The organism is Paenibacillus sp. BR1-192, from assembly GCF_029542445.1.
Classification (GTDB): Bacteria; Bacillota; Bacilli; order Paenibacillales; family Paenibacillaceae; genus Paenibacillus_AQ; species Paenibacillus_AQ lautus_A.
Map to the genome: position 1 here is coordinate 5,332,192 of NZ_CP120718.1, position 16,947 is coordinate 5,349,138.

Here is a 16,947-nt window from a genome sequence, read left to right on the forward strand (position 1 = left end):
GTGATTGAGGGTCATCCATTGAAATACGCAGCATTACGATTCGTCCATGATGCTGCGTATTTCTTTTTCATATGGAATTATATTATTTAGGAAGACCGGATGCTCCCGTTACTTTCAGCTTCCGGCACGTAATGTTCTTCGGCCGTGTAACCGAAATGGACCACTGAATACCCGAAGTCAAATTCACCAGGCTTAAATAATATCCGTGCCCAGCGCCTGTATCGATTCCCAGCTTACCATCGCCAAACCAGAGCTGGTGCGGCTGCACACCCAAGCGAAACGTGGATGTGTGCCCAAACACAATCGTTTTATCCATTAAACGCGGAGACTGATGGAACGGTTCACGAATCTCCGTCAAATCTTCCGGCTTCTGCGCATGGAGCGGAATATCGGGCCGAATGCCCGCATGCACAAACAAGTACTCATCATGGTCGATCCATAGCGGCATGGCTGCAATGAATTGTTGATATTGTAACCATTGTGGAGCCGCGAAATCGGCTTGTTTCGGCAATTGATGCAGCCATTTGCGTTCATTATTCCCCTGAAGCGCTACTGCGCCGGCATTACACAGCTCCTTCACATAATCCAGGGTCCCGACGGAATCGGGTCCCTTATTCACATAGTCCCCAAGCAAAAATAAACGATCCGCCTCAGGCTGATAATGTACATGCTGCAGCAGAGTCTCAAGCAGATAACCGTAGCCGTGAATGTCCGAAACCGCATACACCTGGCTCATATGGCCAACATGCTGCTTTCCGCATATATCATCGTTTGTTCCGGTGACACCCGTATCCTCCATTCGCTTCCCGCATCTACGCTGCAATGATGGAATAAATGAATCGGCTGCCGATCTGCCGTTTCGGCTATGATTCTCCATCTGGTTCCTTCGTAAACCGTCTGCATGACGGTTACCTTCAGCGAGTTCCCTTCCGGCGGAGCTTCGTCACTGCATATTTCGATCGACTCAGGATGGATCATGACGATGGCACCGTCGTCTCCATCGTTCGTACCCATCAGATTTCCGCCAATCAAACTTCCCGATAATATGGCTGTTGGCTGCCTATTCGGGCTCAGTTTGGCTTCCAATCGGTTATGGTAACCCATAAGCTGCGCCACCCAAGGGCTCGCAGGCCGCTCAAACAGCTCTCTCGGTTCGCCGAATTGATCGATCTCCCCGTTCCTTAATATCAATATCCGATGAGCCACCGTAAAGGCCTCCATTCGGTCATGCGTCACATACAGGGTAGCGATAGATAATTCGCCCAGCAATCTGGCCAATTCACCGCGCATATCCGTTCTCAGTTTGACATCCAGATTGGACAACGGTTCGTCCATTAACAACAGCTTCGGCTCTGTTGCCAGCGCTCTCGCGATGCCGACGCGCTGCTGCTGACCGCCAGACAGCTGGGCCGGCAGCCGGTCCAATAAGCCTTCCAGCTTCAGAAGCGATTGGAGTCGGTCCAACGTGCGCGCTCTGTCATGCCCATTTAATTTTCGGCGTTTCATCCCATATTCCATATTCTGTTTCACGTTCATATGGGGCCATAGCGCATAATCTTGAAACACCATGTTAATCGGGCGATTCTCCGGCGGAATATAATGCCCTCGCCGTTCTACGTTGACTCCGGCCATCTCCACCTCCCCTGTATCGATACGCTGAAGACCGGCAATCATCTGGAGCAGCGTTGATTTTCCGCAGCCCGAGGGGCCAAGAATGCATATGCGCTCCCCTTCTCCCACCTCAAACGTGATCGGCTTCAATACTTGCTGCGAGCCGAATGATTTCGAAACGCCCTTTACCTTTAAGATCATTCCACTCTCCATCCCTTCTACCATTTATTGCGATCCAGCCATCTAAACCATGTACGCCCTGCTGCCTGCAGAAGAATGATAATCAGCACGACCGCTCCGCAGCTAACGACGGTAGCAGCCGTTGCATAGCCGTAGCGGGAGAATTCAAATGCCCGGTCGATGACCAGCGGCATCAGCGAATAGTTAGCCGGTTTCAGCATGGAAGCCAGGGCCAGATCGAACACGCTGGTTCCGAACGAGGCCAGGGTTGCGATCAGGAGCGACTGGCGTGCTATAGGCAGCACGATATCCCGCATTCGTTCAAATACGCTTGCCCCTTGAATGGCTGCCGCCTTCAGCATGGTGCCGGACATGTTGCCGAACGCTCCAAGCTGGACCCTGACCGCGTAGGGGATGGCACCGGCTATCCCGGCGATCACAAGCAGCGAGGGTGTCCCGTAAAGATGGAGTCCTAAAGGTTCCAGCCATTTCTGATTCCATATGAAAATATAGCCGATCCCTAGCACAACGCCGGGGACCGCTAAAGAAATGATCGAGAATAGCTGAAGCAAAGGCTTTAACCGAGATTCCGTAAAGGTCAGCATATAGGCAGCAACAAACCCGATCAGCATGCTAAACAATGCGGCTGCAGCAGCTATGACAAGCGAATGATACATGCCTTCCAGATAACCGAGCAGCCTGTGATCCCCGGCTTGTCCTGCGAATAATTCGCGATAATGATCCAGCGTGAGATTATCCGGATGTAAGCCTCCGCCAGCCTGCTTCAGGAAAGACACCGTTGCGCTGGTTCCGATCGGAATCCCGAGGCTCACAAAGAGAAAAATCGTAATCGACAGATTATACAACCAGGCCTTGCGCGGCCTTACCTTCTCCATCTGAACCGCTCTTGCATTCAAAAAGTCGAATCTGGATTTCCGCAGGGTCACCATAAGCAAGGTCATCGCCAGAGCCAGGATTAAGACAAGATAGAATGCCAGCACACCTGCCATATCGAATCGGACCGGAGACTGGTAGATTGCCGAGTATATGGAGTATGTCAACGTTGGGAATTTATACACGGTTGCCAAGGCGGCGGGCAGCCCGAAATCTCCGATGGTATCCATGAACACCAGGGTCCAGCCAGCCACATAGGAAGGAAGAGCCAATGGCAGTTCGACGGTTCTCCACACGGTGAACGGCCTTGCGCCATTCAGCCTGGCTGCATAACCGAACTGCCTTATGTTCCACTCCGAAGCTGCCATAATAGCCAAATAAGCTAACGGGAACTTACTTAGCGACATGACGAACATAAGTCCGGCAGGCTGAAAAATAAACGAGGTGACCCACGTCAGCCCCAGCCACTGATGAGCCAGTCCGTCCGAGCCGGCAAACAAAACCCAGCCCTGCGCTATCATGAAGGATGGGGCTATTAACAACACCCAAGCCGTCATATCCAGCAATTTGGCCGCTGCAAAGTCCCATCGTGCCCGAATGGTAGCAAGCACGCCGCCAATGATCGTGCCGATCGTTGCCGTGCCCAGTGCCAATGTGACCGAATTCAGAAGGGACTGTTTCCATAACGGCCGATTTATGATTTCTCCGATCAAGCCCAAGCTGCTGGACTGGATCTGTCTGAAAAATAGCCCTGGAAAGATGACGTTGATCAGGACGGCAAGCAGCGGCAAAAAAATAAAAACAAACAGGAGGAGGGTCACCCCGCCTCCATAGCGAGCTTCCGAAGTATTCATATCGCCCTTCCTACCTTACGTTTTGATCCGCAAACCAGGTTTTGATCTCAACTTCATGCTCGGACGCCCACTTCGCGGAAGGCAGCATAAAGGCCCCATTCAGTTCACGCTCACTTCGTGCGGTCACGCCTTCCACAAGCGGCGTAAAGAAACTATCCGTTGAATCCAGATTCGTTAACATCTGCTGTGTCTCGGGTTTCAGCATATATTCAACAAATGCTTTGGCCGCTGCTGGATTCTTGGTATGCTTGCTGATCGCCACAACACGCAGGCTGCCTGGCGCACCCTCGCGCGGCCATATTACCTCGATAGGCTCGCCTGCAAGCTTCAGTTCATAAGCATTATGCTCCTGAAGAGCCGCGACCTCGATTTCTCCGCTTAACAGCGCCTTCCCGACAGGACCGTTCTTGGGGTACACATGAAGTCCCTCTTTAAAACGCTGCTCGTATGCCTGCTCTGCTGCTTCGACACCCCATTGCTCAAAAAATGCGGATACGAGCGGATAGGCAGGCGCTGCCACGGCCGGATCGGCATGACCCACAGGGCCGTCATAGGCAAAAAATTGCTCCCAAGTCGTCGGGACCTTCTCCGGCGTTACCAGCGTTGTGTTATAAGCAATGACACCTGCCGCATGAATGCCGACGGGGAAGTAAGCGAAATCTTCGGGTACATGGCTCTTTCCGTTCTCGGACAGATTTCCGAGATTGTCAGGCTCCCAATCCGTCATCAGGAAATCGCGGTCGCCCAAATTGCGCACAGAACCGTGTCCATCCATCATCAGGACGTCCCATTGCGGATTTCCCTGCTCCGCCTCAATTTTGGCCAATGCTTCTCCCCCTCCATAATGCACGGCTTCTAATTTGAAGCCTGTCTCTTCCATAAATTTCGGGGCAATGTAATCCACAAAATCATTTCCGTATAAGTAGATCGTTTCCCCGGTATCCTCCGGATTGCCGTTCGTTAAGGTTATGTCCGGCTGCCCGGCTGCACCTTTGCTTTCGCTGGCCGTCGGCCCCGTGGTTTCTCTCGAGCGAACCGTTGGCTGTCCATCCGTTTGCGCGCATGCCGACAACAACCACATGAGCCCAATCAAAGCAATGAATATCCCATGTTTGAATCCTGTTTTCTTGTTCATGTCACCCTCCTGTTTCTGATTGCCTTCTTGATTCCATTTCAGCATAACGTCCCAGATTCAAGTAAAAATTATCGCTGCGTTAACAAAGAATTAAATAATATCTATCAAATGAAAGATAAGATTAATAACATCGATGATTGAAATGGGAAGAGAGGGATCCAATTTGAACTTACAGCAATTCAAAGTGTTTGTACTTACCGTGGAGCTGAAAAAACTGTACCTTGTGGCCCAGAAGCTGGGCATTACCCAGCCAACCGTCACCTTTCATTTGAACAGGCTGCAAGAAGAGCTTGGCCTTGCTCTGTTTCATACCAAGTCCTATCATGTCATCAAGCTTACGGAAGCCGGTGAAGCCTTTTATCATTACGCATCGCAGATTCATTCCCTCTCAGAGGAAGCTTCATCAACCATGGACGTATACCGCGGAACCGCTGCGGGAGTGCTTGCCATCGGCAGCACCCATACGCCCGCCACCTACCTGTTACCGCCGTTCCTGCAGCAGTTGAAGCTCAATTATCCGGGATTGTCCATCCTTATGGATGTCCGACCTGCAGCCTATATTCTGGAGAAAGTCAAAAAATACGAACTCGATGTAGGCATCATTTCGAACACGCAAGTGGATGAGCCGGAATTCATCGCGCAGCCGTTGATCCATGATGATCTGGTTCTTATATTCGCCCCGGGTCATCCATTCACAAGCTTAAGCGATTTAATGCCCGGCGATCTGGTCGAACATCCCTTCGTTTCCCATGAACCGGGCTCTATCAGCAGGCAGCTTATTGACAGCTGGGCAGACAAACATCGTCTACATCTTCAAATATCACTGGAAATCTCGGGGACCGAGGCGCTGAAATCAGCCGTGCGGCACGGTCTCGGGTACGGCATGATTGCAGAAGCCGCCGTACAAGAGGATGTGGCAGAGGGGAAGCTGCATACACGACCTATTCCGTCCTGGGTGCCTGAACGTCAGATTTATGCTGTTCGACACCGCAATAAGCTGATCAGTCCGGCCCTGCGCATGTTCTGGAGAAATCTTTTGGACAATTTTGCATGACAGCGGCGGATGGGATCCAAGACAAGTTTCCGATTTGATCCGGCTGTATTTCGTATTCTCCGAAAAACGGTTAGAATAGTAAGATACGGCATCTTTTCGAATGCCAATGTAAATCGAAGGAGGATCCATATACATGAGCGTTGATTATAAAGCGTATTTCGCTGAACACCGCGAAACCCATCTGAATGAATTGAAGGAATGGTTGTCCATTCCGAGCATTTCCGCCTTGTCCGAGCACAAAGGCGATGTCGCCAAGGCTGCCGAGTGGCTCGCAGGCAAGCTGACCGAAGCGGGACTCGAGCATGTGGAGGTTCACCAGACGGCCGGGCACCCGATTATTACGGCAGACTACCTGCATGCCGAAGGCCAGCCGACCGTGCTCGTCTACGGCCACTATGACGTTCAGCCCGTAGATCCGCTTCATCTGTGGGAGACGCCGCCGTTCGAGCCGGCTGTCCGCAACGGCAAATTGTACGCTCGCGGAGCAACGGACGACAAAGGCCAGCTCTTCCTGCATGTCAAAGCCGTCGAAGCCATTTTGAAGCAAGAGAAGGAGCTTCCGGTCAACATCAAATTCTGCATTGAAGGCGAAGAAGAGGTATCCAGCCCCAACCTGCCGCTCTATCTTGACAACAACAAGGACAAGCTGGCGGCAGATGCCATCGTGATCTCGGATACATCCCTGCTCGCACCTGGCAAACCGGCCATTTCCACGGGCCTTCGCGGGTTGTGCTCGCTGGAATTGTCCCTGGAAACAGCCAATACCGATCTTCATTCCGGTACATACGGCGGCGGCGTGCCGAACGCCCTGCACGCAATGGTGTCCTTGCTCTCCTCGCTCCATGACGAGCAGGGCCGCGTTGCGGTTGAAGGCTTTTATGACGGCGTACTCGAACTGTCGCCCGAAATGCGCGAGGAATTTGCCAAGCAGGAGTTCGACGAGGATAAGCTGAAGCGGGACCTCGGCCTTGATTCCTTGTACGGCGAAGAAGGCTTCTCCTTCGTTGAACGCGTGGGAGCGCGTCCGACCCTTGAGCTGAACGGCGTATACGGCGGGTTCCAGGGAGAAGGCAGCAAAACGGTTATTCCGAAGGAAGCCCATGCCAAGATTACCTGCCGCTTGGTCGCCGAACAGGATCCGCAGGCTGTTCTTGACGCGATCGAGAAGCATCTGCATGCCCATACCCCGGTCGGCGCCAAGATCACCTTCCAGCCGAAGGAAAAGGCATTCGCCTTCAATATCGATCCGTCCCATCCGATGCTGCAAAAAGCCGCAGATGCCTTCGAGAACGTGTACGGCACGCGTGCACTGTTCACGAAAGACGGAGGATCGATTCCGATCGTGGAGAAACTGTCCAGTACGCTGAACGCTCCTGCCGTCATGATGGGCTTCGGCTTGCCGGACGAGAATCTGCATGCGCCGAACGAGCACTTTAATTTGGAGAATTTCGATAAAGGCTTGCTGACGATCGTAGAATATTTGAAGCTGGTATAACGGTGACGCCAACAGTCCGAAAGTAACATAGTAACATCCTAAATAAGAACGCGTATGGCGGGAGAATCGAATCCCTGCGATACGCGTTCTTTGCTTTTATGAGAGTCCCTTGCCATTCATAACCGGCCATTGGCGTGAGAGCCACTTGCCATTCATAAGCCGGTTATTGGCGCGGGAGCCTCGATTTACCGACGAAAAGCGGCCATGGACGTGTCTACACGACTAAACACCTGCAGATCCCCAATCAGACGGTGCCATATTAAATGGCTGCCGGTCCTATGTATGCGGTGGTTTCCCTACCAACAGGCAGCTCTTCACCACACATGTGGTTTCCCCACCAACAGGCAGTTTCTTCAACACACTTGTGGTTTCCATTCTAAACAGGTAGCTTCTTCCCATCACATGCGGTTCCCACGCCAAACAAGCGCCGTTATCCCCATACCCATCGGACTACAGATCCGTTATTTACCACAAATCAGGCCATTCTCTAAGTGTAACGGACACCAGTTCCGTTATTTAACCCTTTCGCCGCTAAAAAACGGACTTTTTATGCAAATAACGGACCTCATGTCCGCAAGTATCAAAGTTTAGCTCTTATCAGAGCAAATAACGTATCCTGTGTCCGCTAAAGCCCGAAGTATACAATAAGGTCGACAGCCGTCGCATCTCGGACCACGTACCGTGCGTACAGGGAGTAGGGCGCACGAAGCACAAAAATTAGCATGATTGTCTCAGTTCGGACAACCGATTCGTACTTACTGCCTGGCCCCCTGTTGCCGAAGCCATAGCAGTGAAATTGGACGCACATATCACAGCAGGATTGACTACATGCCGTGATGCCGTGAGCCAGCGATCTGTAAACCCTTGAGCTGCGATCCTTAATACCGTGACCCTGTGATCCCGCAATCCGTAATCCCGTGATCCCGTGATCCTGCGATCTAATCGTTCTACACATAACGATCAGCGGCATTCGTTTCAGCCGGCCATCATGGAATCAGCAATTTTCGTATCGCTGTGATCCTACTATGGTTACCTTGGACTTCTTCCACAAACTATGTTTTTGCGCTTGGCAGCATATATGCATAAATAGCCATGGGGATGTTAATAAAAGGACATACCGGGTATTTAAGAAGATAACTTCTCTACAAAGCATAAGGAGGGAACGTATGAGAGCAGTCACATTTCAAGGCGCCAAAGACATTCAGGTCAAACACGTAGAGGATCCATCCATTCGGACCCAGGATGATATTATCGTCCGCATCACCTCTACAGCCATTTGCGGTTCCGATCTTCATATATACCTAGGGGCTATGCCCGCGGCTAAAGATTTCGTGATCGGCCATGAGCCCATGGGGATCGTAGAAGAGGTCGGTGCCAACGTCACCCGCGTGAAAAAAGGCGACCGCGTCGTTCTTCCGTTCAATGTTTCTTGTGGTCACTGCTACTATTGCAATCATGATATGGAGAGTCAATGCGACAATTCCAATGGCAACCCGGATGTCCATGCCGGAGGGTACTTGGGTTACACCGAACGCTACGGAAGCTACCCCGGCGGACAAGCTGAATATTTGCGCGTGCCTTACGGGAACTTTATGCCGTTTGTCATCCCGGAGTCGTGCGAGCTGGAGGATGAGGCGCTTCTGTTCTTGTCCGACGTTCTGCCTACCGCCTATTGGAGCGTGGAGAATGCCGGCGTAAAACCGGGCGATACCGTAACGGTGCTGGGCTGCGGGCCGATTGGCCTGATGACTCAGAAATTCGCCTGGATGAAAGGCGCAAAGCGGGTGATCGCCGTGGACCGTCTACCTTACCGTCTGCAAAAAGCAAAACGGCTGAACAACGTGGAGATCTACAATTTTGAAGAATATGACAATATGGGCGAATACATTCGAGTGATCACTAAAGGCGGCACGGATATCGTGATCGACTGCGTCGGCATGGACGGGAAGAAGTCGACGATGGAAGCCATCGGCCAAAAGCTGAAGCTCCAAGGCGGAACGTTGAGCGCGATTGATATCGCCATCCAGGCCGTGCGCAAATTCGGCACCGTCCAGCTGACCGGCGTATACGGTTCGCTGTATAATATGTTCCCGCTCGGCCATATTTTTGAACGGAACATTACCCTTACCATGGGGCAGGCCCCCGTTATTCATTACATGCCGGAGCTGTTCAAGAAGATCACCGCCGGCGAATTTGATCCGACGGAGATTGTCTCCCACCGGCTTCCCCTGGAACAGGCAAGCGATGCCTATCGGATATTCAGCGATCACGAGGACGAATGCACCAAGGTCGTTCTGAAGCCGTAGCGTAATTCCACAGAAAAAAGATAAACCAAGCATTCCCTGTCACATCCTTTATCTTGGATAGGAGATGCTTGGTTTTTTGTGTCCCGGTTCATGGAATTTAGGGAGTGAGCCTAAAATTTCGCCGGGTGCGAGTTAGGCGCTTCGACATAACTTCGCACGTCTGAGGGGTGCGTAGTCAACGGCAACCACATTTACCGGGTAGGCTGTCTATTCACTCGCTTTTCTGGGATTCACCCGGATGATCGTCCCGCACGGATCCGATATCCAGTAGCCCCTCGAGTTCTCGTAAACCTCCACCTCATCCCTGCGGTCCACCCGGTGCTCTCTCAAATATCGGGCAGCCTCCTCCGGATCCTCCGTGTTGACCTCGAGCCAAACATCCTGCTGCGAATAGTTGAGCATGCAATCCAGCCATAAGGTATTCGGGCCGTGCTGAAAAACATGCGACCCGTCCCTGAAGCCCAAATATGGCAGCCTTAAAACCTCTTTGTAAAAATGCACGGTCTCCTCATACTTGTGCTTCGGAATTTTAATGGCAATATTATTTCCGCCGATAAACTGAATGTCCGCTGATGTCATGAGTGCAAACCTCCATTGTGGTTTTTTTGCCATTGTATCATGCAGCAGCTTGGTTAGATTCTTCCGGATTGCTGTTATTCGCGGCGATTTGCCATAACCTCGGCATTCGTTATATACCAATTGGGCACATGCGTCCGGAATCCATCATACCAATTCAGCACGGTTTGGGCCTGGTTCATCATAACCTCCACTTCCTGCTCTCCGAACGGGATGGCCCAATGAATGGAGGATATCTGATTGCTTGCGATATAAAGCGCCATTAATCTGAAAAATGGATCCGGCACCTCTCGTCCTTGAAAATAACCGTGAATACGACCCGAAGCGAACCACGGGCTAATCGAGGCATCCCACGTAATCCGGTTAAACTCCTCCCAAGGATCACCGTAGTCCGCCCGGTTGAAATCAATGATGCCGAGTTCCCCTTCAGGCGTAACCACCATGTTGCCGACATGATAATCCCCATGTTGAAAAGCAACGGGACGCTCTTCTAGCAAATACCGGTGCGCCTCCATAAAACGGACGATGTTCTCAGCGCCGGCAAGCCGGATGCCGCAGCTCTCATAATTTTTTATGTATCGATCCATTTTTGAATTATAGTAAGACGCCCACGTATCCAATCCGCTGTCGGCCGGAACGCCATGCATCCTGTTCAAATATGCGCCGGCCTGAACGCCAAGCCGGTACTGCTCCTCTGAATCCAGCAAAGGAATCGCCTCCCTTGCATCTTCTCCCGGAACCCAGGTGAACAGGGAATACACTTGCCGGCCACCATGACAGACGCCAAAATCAATCGGGCGAGACGTTCGCATTTCGATGGGATCCAGCTTTTTAACCGTTTCAAACTCCCATTTCTTCCTCTCGAACTGAGAGATATCGGATAGCCGGAGGAGCCGCTCCTCGCCTTGCATATCCTGAATATAATATTTACGATCTGCCGACCAGCCCTTGTCAACCGCTTGAATGGCAATCCATCCATCAGCCCCCGGGATATCACGAATCGCTTCCTGCATGCCATGCACCTCCTGTATCCAAAATCCTTAACGATCCTTGAGCCTTATTCATTATAAATGAAGATGGATACTTAGGGCATACAATCCCATTTTTTTATTTTGGCCCATAATCACTGACCGTAACTGTCAGGAATGATGTAATATACTCGTTTTGCAGCACACATCCTAAACCAAAGCGAGGGTTAACACATGAACATGAGCAAAGCGGATTTTACGACAGAATGGTTAAAAGAGGCGCATATAACGGAACAAGTCATGAACGCTTTAACCGACGATTCGCTTAAAACCGCCATGACGGAGCAGCATCGCACGCTCGGTCAGCTGGCATGGCATTTGGTCATGTCGATTCAATACATGACCATGCTCGGTTTGCAATTTGAGGGCCCGTCCCGCGAGCAGAAAATTCCCGATTCGGCTGCCGAAATTACCGACAGCTACCGCCGGATCCGGCATGCCCTTCTGGATGCGGTTCAGTCGCAGTGGAGCGAGGAGGATCTTCGCGCTACCCGTGAATTCGACGGAGAGCCCTGGACCAATGCGGCATTCCTGCATTTTACCCTGGTTCATCAAGCGCATCACCGCGGACAGATGACGGTGCTGATGAGACAAGCCGGCCTGCGGATTCCCGAGCTCTACGGTCCGACCTACGATTCCTGGATCGACAAGGGCATGGACCCGCTCGTATAAAAAAGATACAATCTACTTAAAAGTAAACGGTCGGGATCGTCCCTAAGGAAGGAGCGCGTTTTGATGTCCAAAGCGGATAATATGCTGTCGATCCTGTGGATGCTTCGCTCGGGCAAAAAGATGACCGCGCAGCAAATCGCCGATGAGCTGGAAATCCATGTTCGAACGGTGTACCGCTGCATCGATTCGTTATGCGCCAGCGGCGCGCCCATCATCGCCGATTCCGGGCCGAACGGCGGCTTTCGGATTCTCGGACCGTTCGCCGAGTCCCCGCTGATGTTTGATGCGGAAGAGCAGAAGGCTTTGGTGCATGCCTCGATTTTTGCCAAAGAAACCGGCTATCCGTTCACGGACGCGCTGGAGCGGGCGATCGGCAAGCTGAAGCTTTATACGAACGAGGAGCAGCTTCATCAGATCGAACGGCACAGCAGCGGCATCGCGGTTTTGCAGCCTCCGGTCCATGACGGGCTTCGCCCGCTGCTGCAGACGCTGGAGAATGCCGCGGCACAGGGACAAACCCTGAAGATGACGTATTCGAAGGGCCGGGAAGGCTCCGGAACCGTCCGAGACTTCGATCCCTACGGCATTATCCATTGGAAAGGCCAATGGTATGCTGCGGGCTACTGCCGTCTGCGCCAAGAGATTCGCAATTTTCGCGTGGACCGGATCCTCGGTCTGGAGACGACAGACCTGGTCTTTGAGCGGCCCGTTGATTTTTCTGCCAAGGATGTCTTGCTGGGCAGTCTTCTCCCGGATCCACGCAGCACGGAACCCCTGGTCGATGTTGTCATCCAAGCCCACGAGCATGTTCTGAATGAATTGAGCCAGCATTGGTTGTTTGGGCATACCCTCGTATCGCGTCATGATGGCGAGGCTCGTTTCGGGCTGGACACGTCTTCGCTGACGTCCTATGTGCCCTACTTCCTTCTCCCCTACGGCAAAGCTTTAACCATTCTGGAGCCAGCTTCGCTCGTCCTGAAACTGTCCGAGATCACGACAAGCCTAGCACTCCATTACGAACGCATGTTAATCGGCATGACCAAAAAGGAAGGATGATATCCATGGAGAAATTTGCAATGTACGGGAAACTGATCGCCCATCCGGGCAAACGGGATGAACTTGCGGAGATACTGCTTGAAGCAGCCGCGATGCTTCGCGATAACGAAGACTGTGAGCTTTATATCGTCAACGTATCGGACAGCGATCCGAATGCCGTATGGGTCACGGAATTGTGGAGCAGCCAAGACGCGCATGCCGCTTCCTTGCAGGGAGCGGATACGTCCGAGCTGCTGCAGCGCGGGCGGGCGCTGATTGCCGGCGCAGAGCCGCTCAGGCTTAAGCCGCTTGGAGGCAAAGGGTTTTAGGCAATTCAATTCCGGTTAGGAATAAAAGAGGCCGTTCCCGAATCGAAATTCGGGACTGACCCCATAACGTGAGACAGATTAAAAACACCTTCAAGAGAATGCAACCATGTCGTAAGATATGGGGACAACTATGGAGGTGTTTTTGCGTTGGCAACGAGAGTCAGCTATCCAGTAGAAGTGAAAAAGAAAGCTATTGAAATGAGGTTGGATGGCATTCCAGTGAAAGAAGTCATGGACCAACTGAACATACGAAATAAGACACAAGTGGAGACCTGGATGAGATGGTATCGCAGCGGCCAATGGAACCGGTTGAAGCAACCTGTCGGTAAACAATACAGCTACGGTAAAGGCCCTGAATATGCATCAGAACTCGAGAAGGTGCAGGCGGAAAATCGGTTTTTGAAGCAACAATTAGATCTGCTAAAAAAGTTCGTGGAAATGCAAAGGAGGTGTCGCCAAAGGCTGTAGTGGAGTGGGTTGAGTCTGTTCGAGGAGAAGTCAGTGTAACTCAAGCGTGTGCATGGATCGGGCTTTCTCGCTCCACCTACTATCGCTGGAAGGACGCCTACGAGAACCCATGTAAAGATCACATGGTAGAGAAGATTCGAGAACTCTGTAGTCAGCATAAATTTCGTTATGGATACCGGAAGATCACGGCTCTACTTCGGATGGAGCGTAAGATTAACCATAAACGCGTGCAGCGGATTATGCAGCGTGAGGGGCTCCAATGTCGTGTCAAGGTGAAGAAACGCAAACCTACAGGCCAGCCAGCTTATATCGCAGAACACTTGTTAAAGCGCCAATTTGCAGCCGATGCCCCCATGCAAAAACTCGTTACAGATATTACGTATTTACCGTTTGGCGGAAAAACGTTATACCTGTCGAGTATCTTGGACTTGTTTAACGGTGAGATTGTGGCGTACAGTATTTCTGACAAGCAAGACACCGGGTTTGTCCTGGACACGCTGGGTCAGCTGCCCGCTCTGCCGGGCACCATGCTCCATAGCGATCAGGGCAGCGTCTACACATCTCAGGCTTATCAAGAAGCTGTAAAGGGAAAAGGCATTACCATGAGCATGTCCCGCAAGGGTACGCCCGCTGATAATGCCCCCATTGAATCGTTTCATTCCACGCTAAAGTCTGAAACGTTCTATCTCGAAGGTTTAACCTGTACGACGACGGCCATCGTCGAGCAGACCATTCGAGACTACATTACTTACTATAACTCAATTCGCATTCAAACAAAACTAAACAACCAGTCGCCGTTTCATTTCCGGCAACTGGCTGCTTAAACTTGCAAGGTGTTTTGATCCCTGTCTCACAAACGGGGGGCAGTCCCTTCAGGAGCAGCCTCTTTTTTGCTATATATTGTTACGATATTCCGAGGGGCTGTAGCCTACCTCTTTCCGAAAGGTTTTCGAGAAATAGTTCGCCGATTCAAAGCCGGTGGCATCCGCAATTTCCTTGATGCTTAGAGACGTCGTCCTCAGCATGAGTTTGGCCTGCTCCATCCGTTTGAGGCTTAAATATTTTTGCGGCGTGATTCCGAAATGCCGTTTGAAATACTTAATAAAATAATTCGGGTGCAAATGCAGCGTTCCCGCCATCTGCTCCAGCGTAATTTCCTCATGCAGATGATTTTTGATGTACTGCTGCACTTTGTGGAGCCTGCCCATATCCTCCATTTTGTCCGCATGAATCTGCGGCTGCTGGTGTTCGAACACGCGGGAGAGAATGTCCAGCATCACGGACTTTTCCCTCAATCGCGCGGCGAGGGTATCGGAACGATGCGCATCGACGAGCTGCTGGAATAATGCCGGCATCTCCTCGTTCCCCGATAAATCGTAGCAATGGGGCACGTTCAGCCAGGAAAACACATCGGAATCGCCCACGGTCGCCGAGAAGTGAGACCAGTATTTCAGATAGGGACGGCCGCTGATGACAGAGTAGGATTGCCGGGTCCGTGCCGGCATCAGAACCAATTGACCCGGTACGGGATACAGCTCCTCATCGCCGATCTTCACCCACCCTTCCCCATCCAGGATAAAATAGAGCTTGTTGTACGACACGGTGTAGTCGAATTCCTTCCATTCCGGCCAGCACTGCGTTCTTTCGGCCTCCCAGATCTGAACCTGCATGTTCAGGAGCATCTGCTGAATGGCTTCATGTTCATTTCGTTCATTCTTCATCTTCAATTATCCTCTAAAGTTATTATAATACCCGTCGGAGTTAAGTAATTATCTATTCATACTAACACATTCTTGTTAAAATCAAACTCGACAATTCCAAGAATCGGAGGTTTGAATCCATGACAACGACTACCACTCCAACCAATCAAGTCATCCATGATCGAAACCAGCGCGTGCAATGGTTCCAGAACGACCGTTTCGGCATGTTCATTCACTGGGGGCTTTACTCCATCCCGGCCCGAGGCGAATGGCTCCGAAGCACGGAACAAATGAGCATCGAGGACTATCAGGCCTATTTCGATGAATTTGATCCCGTTGACTATAATCCTCGGGAGTGGGCCAAAGCGGCCAAGAAAGCAGGCATGAAATATGCGGTGCTGACGGCCAAGCATCATGACGGATTCTGTTTGTTCGACAGCAAGCTGACGGAATATAAGTCAACGAATACCAAAGCCGGCCGGGATCTCGTGCAGGAGTTCCTGGAAGCTTTCCGTGAAGAAGGCCTTAAAGTCGGCCTCTATTTCTCGCTGATCGACTGGTATCATGAGGACTACCCGGCTTATGGAGACCGGATTCACCCGATGCGGGCGAACGAAGCCTTCAAGCGCGATCCGAAAAACTTCGACCGATACCTGGATTACATGCATGGACAAGTGCGTGAGCTGCTCACAGGCTACGGCAAACTCGATATCATGTGGTTTGACTTCTCTTATGATAACATGCGCGGCGAGGTGTGGCGCGCCACCGAGCTGATGAAAATGATCCGCGAGCTTCAGCCGCACATTCTTATCGACAATCGGCTGGAGGGAAGCGGCGAGAGCGGGGGCAGCATCTATACCACCGATCCGTCCGTATACAGCGGCGACTTCGCGTCGCCGGAACAGATCATTCCGCCGCACGGGGTTGTGGACCAGACAGGTGCCCCGATTCCATGGGAAGCCTGTATTACGCTGAACAACAACTGGGGTTATGCCGCAGCTGACCGCAATTACAAATCGGCAACCACCATTATCCGCAAGCTGGTGGAATGCGTCAGCAAGAACGGCAACATGCTGTTGAACGTCGGTCCTGACGCGAAAGGCTCCATCCCGAAGGAGAGCCTCGACGTGCTGGAGGAGATCGGCGACTGGATGAGCAAGAACGGAGACAGCATCTATGGCTGCGCGGCTGCCGATTATCCGAAACCGGAGTGGGGTCGTTATACCCAAAAAGGCAATACACTGTATGCCCACGTCTTTGAGGAGTCCATCGGACCGATCAATCTCATCGGCATGGCCGACAAGGTGAAGAAGGCCCGGCTGCTCGCGGACGGATACGAATTGTTCCTCAGCCGCCCATGGAGCGCCGCCGAATTCGTCGAGGACGCATTCGTGAACTTCGCGCGTCCCGAACACTTTACCTATCCGCTCCCCGACAAACGCAATACCGTCATTGAACTGGAGCTTTATGACGAATCGGATCGTTCGTAACGATAAGATCGCTTATACATGAACTAATCCCTATAAGAGCCTGACTCGATGTTTCGTTACATCGCGTCAGGCTTTTTTTATGTCCGGACGCCTCGTCCTCCCAAGATCATCATGCCGTTT

General features: G+C 51.8%; 15 protein-coding genes. 8 read left to right on the forward strand and 7 right to left on the reverse strand.

Going from position 1 to position 16,947, the window contains the following annotated elements; genetic code table 11:
• Positions 1–82: 82 nt before the first annotated feature.
• From P0X86_RS24040 to P0X86_RS24055, 4 genes are read right to left on the reverse strand one after another with little or no spacing between them, the layout of a single operon-like run.
• On the reverse strand, positions 83–736 hold the full coding sequence (locus P0X86_RS24040) for a metallophosphoesterase (protein ID WP_277746647.1): 654 nt from the start codon (positions 734–736) through the stop codon (positions 83–85).
• Positions 733–1,812, reverse strand: a complete 1,080-nt coding sequence (locus P0X86_RS24045) for an ABC transporter ATP-binding protein (RefSeq protein ID WP_277746648.1) — start codon at positions 1,810–1,812, stop codon at positions 733–735. The genes P0X86_RS24040 and P0X86_RS24045 overlap by 4 nt, the downstream gene beginning before the upstream one ends.
• A gap of 17 nt (positions 1,813–1,829) precedes the next feature.
• Positions 1,830–3,539 carry an ABC transporter permease gene (locus tag P0X86_RS24050; RefSeq protein ID WP_277746649.1) on the reverse strand — a complete coding sequence of 570 codons (1,710 nt, stop codon included), beginning with the start codon at positions 3,537–3,539 and terminating at the stop codon, positions 1,830–1,832.
• 10 nt (positions 3,540–3,549) lie between these two features.
• The gene (locus P0X86_RS24055; protein WP_277746650.1) at positions 3,550–4,674 is read right to left on the reverse strand and encodes an extracellular solute-binding protein; all 1,125 of its coding nucleotides are present in this window, start codon (positions 4,672–4,674) and stop codon (positions 3,550–3,552) included.
• Between the two features lie 163 nt (positions 4,675–4,837).
• Here P0X86_RS24055 and P0X86_RS24060 point away from each other — a divergent pair, with 163 nt between their 5' ends.
• The 3 genes from P0X86_RS24060 (at position 4,838) to P0X86_RS24070 (ending at position 9,529) form a co-directional block, all read left to right on the forward strand.
• Positions 4,838–5,728, forward strand: a complete 891-nt coding sequence (locus P0X86_RS24060) for a LysR family transcriptional regulator (RefSeq protein ID WP_277746651.1) — start codon at positions 4,838–4,840, stop codon at positions 5,726–5,728.
• 133 nt (positions 5,729–5,861) lie between these two features.
• Positions 5,862–7,223 carry a dipeptidase gene (locus P0X86_RS24065; protein ID WP_277746652.1) on the forward strand — a complete coding sequence of 454 codons (1,362 nt, stop codon included), beginning with the start codon at positions 5,862–5,864 and terminating at the stop codon, positions 7,221–7,223.
• A gap of 1,166 nt (positions 7,224–8,389) precedes the next feature.
• Positions 8,390–9,529, forward strand: coding sequence for a zinc-dependent alcohol dehydrogenase (locus tag P0X86_RS24070; RefSeq protein WP_277746653.1), 1,140 nt, complete (start codon positions 8,390–8,392; stop codon positions 9,527–9,529).
• A gap of 207 nt (positions 9,530–9,736) precedes the next feature.
• Here the strand turns inward: P0X86_RS24070 and P0X86_RS24075 are convergent, their stop codons facing one another.
• Both P0X86_RS24075 and P0X86_RS24080 read right to left on the reverse strand, forming a co-directional pair.
• Complete coding sequence (locus tag P0X86_RS24075; RefSeq protein WP_277746654.1) at positions 9,737–10,108, reverse strand: VOC family protein; 372 nt, start codon at positions 10,106–10,108, stop codon at positions 9,737–9,739.
• A 74-nt stretch (positions 10,109–10,182) separates the two neighbouring features.
• Positions 10,183–11,118, reverse strand: a complete 936-nt coding sequence (locus P0X86_RS24080; protein ID WP_277746655.1) for an aminoglycoside phosphotransferase family protein — start codon at positions 11,116–11,118, stop codon at positions 10,183–10,185.
• Positions 11,119–11,307: 189 nt separating this feature from the next.
• On the opposite strand from P0X86_RS24080, the gene P0X86_RS24085 reads away from it, so the two are divergent.
• The 4 genes from P0X86_RS24085 to P0X86_RS24100 all read left to right on the forward strand — a co-directional run bounded on the left by P0X86_RS24085 (position 11,308) and on the right by P0X86_RS24100 (position 14,461).
• On the forward strand, positions 11,308–11,805 hold the full coding sequence (locus tag P0X86_RS24085; protein ID WP_015736790.1) for a DinB family protein: 498 nt from the start codon (positions 11,308–11,310) through the stop codon (positions 11,803–11,805).
• Positions 11,806–11,868: 63 nt separating this feature from the next.
• Positions 11,869–12,861 carry a helix-turn-helix transcriptional regulator gene (locus P0X86_RS24090; protein ID WP_277746656.1) on the forward strand — a complete coding sequence of 331 codons (993 nt, stop codon included), beginning with the start codon at positions 11,869–11,871 and terminating at the stop codon, positions 12,859–12,861.
• Positions 12,862–12,866: 5 nt separating this feature from the next.
• Positions 12,867–13,169, forward strand: coding sequence for a putative quinol monooxygenase (locus P0X86_RS24095; RefSeq protein ID WP_009591286.1), 303 nt, complete (start codon positions 12,867–12,869; stop codon positions 13,167–13,169).
• Positions 13,170–13,316: 147 nt separating this feature from the next.
• Positions 13,317–14,461 (forward strand): IS3 family transposase gene (locus P0X86_RS24100; protein WP_277746525.1). Its coding sequence is split into 2 segments (ribosomal slippage): positions 13,317–13,611 and positions 13,611–14,461, totalling 1,146 coding nucleotides; the frame shifts between segments, so codons are not numbered across the junction.
• A 69-nt stretch (positions 14,462–14,530) separates the two neighbouring features.
• Here the strand turns inward: P0X86_RS24100 and P0X86_RS24105 are convergent.
• Positions 14,531–15,358, reverse strand: a complete 828-nt coding sequence (locus P0X86_RS24105) for an AraC family transcriptional regulator (RefSeq protein WP_277746657.1) — start codon at positions 15,356–15,358, stop codon at positions 14,531–14,533.
• Between the two features lie 119 nt (positions 15,359–15,477).
• Between P0X86_RS24105 and P0X86_RS24110 the strand changes: the two genes are divergently transcribed.
• Positions 15,478–16,827 (forward strand): alpha-L-fucosidase, encoded by a 1,350-nt coding sequence (locus P0X86_RS24110; protein WP_009591280.1) that lies wholly within the window; start codon positions 15,478–15,480, stop codon positions 16,825–16,827.
• Positions 16,828–16,947: the final 120 nt, after the last annotated feature.

Excerpts from the sequence above, each read along its gene's own strand:
- P0X86_RS24085 (WP_015736790.1), top strand. The coding sequence starts at position 11,308 with ATGAACATGAGCAAAGCGGATTTTACGACAGAATGGTTAAAAGAGGCG.
- P0X86_RS24055 (WP_277746650.1), bottom strand. The coding sequence starts at position 4,674 with ATGAACAAGAAAACAGGATTCAAACATGGGATATTCATTGCTTTGATT.
- P0X86_RS24070 (WP_277746653.1), top strand. The coding sequence starts at position 8,390 with ATGAGAGCAGTCACATTTCAAGGCGCCAAAGACATTCAGGTCAAACAC.
- P0X86_RS24075 (WP_277746654.1), bottom strand. The coding sequence starts at position 10,108 with ATGACATCAGCGGACATTCAGTTTATCGGCGGAAATAATATTGCCATT.
- P0X86_RS24040 (WP_277746647.1), bottom strand. The coding sequence starts at position 736 with ATGAGCCAGGTGTATGCGGTTTCGGACATTCACGGCTACGGTTATCTG.
- P0X86_RS24050 (WP_277746649.1), bottom strand. The coding sequence starts at position 3,539 with ATGAATACTTCGGAAGCTCGCTATGGAGGCGGGGTGACCCTCCTCCTG.
- P0X86_RS24095 (WP_009591286.1), top strand. The coding sequence starts at position 12,867 with ATGGAGAAATTTGCAATGTACGGGAAACTGATCGCCCATCCGGGCAAA.
- P0X86_RS24080 (WP_277746655.1), bottom strand. The coding sequence starts at position 11,118 with ATGCAGGAAGCGATTCGTGATATCCCGGGGGCTGATGGATGGATTGCC.
- P0X86_RS24045 (WP_277746648.1), bottom strand. The coding sequence starts at position 1,812 with ATGATCTTAAAGGTAAAGGGCGTTTCGAAATCATTCGGCTCGCAGCAA.
- P0X86_RS24105 (WP_277746657.1), bottom strand. The coding sequence starts at position 15,358 with ATGAAGAATGAACGAAATGAACATGAAGCCATTCAGCAGATGCTCCTG.
- P0X86_RS24110 (WP_009591280.1), top strand. The coding sequence starts at position 15,478 with ATGACAACGACTACCACTCCAACCAATCAAGTCATCCATGATCGAAAC.
- P0X86_RS24065 (WP_277746652.1), top strand. The coding sequence starts at position 5,862 with ATGAGCGTTGATTATAAAGCGTATTTCGCTGAACACCGCGAAACCCAT.
- P0X86_RS24090 (WP_277746656.1), top strand. The coding sequence starts at position 11,869 with ATGTCCAAAGCGGATAATATGCTGTCGATCCTGTGGATGCTTCGCTCG.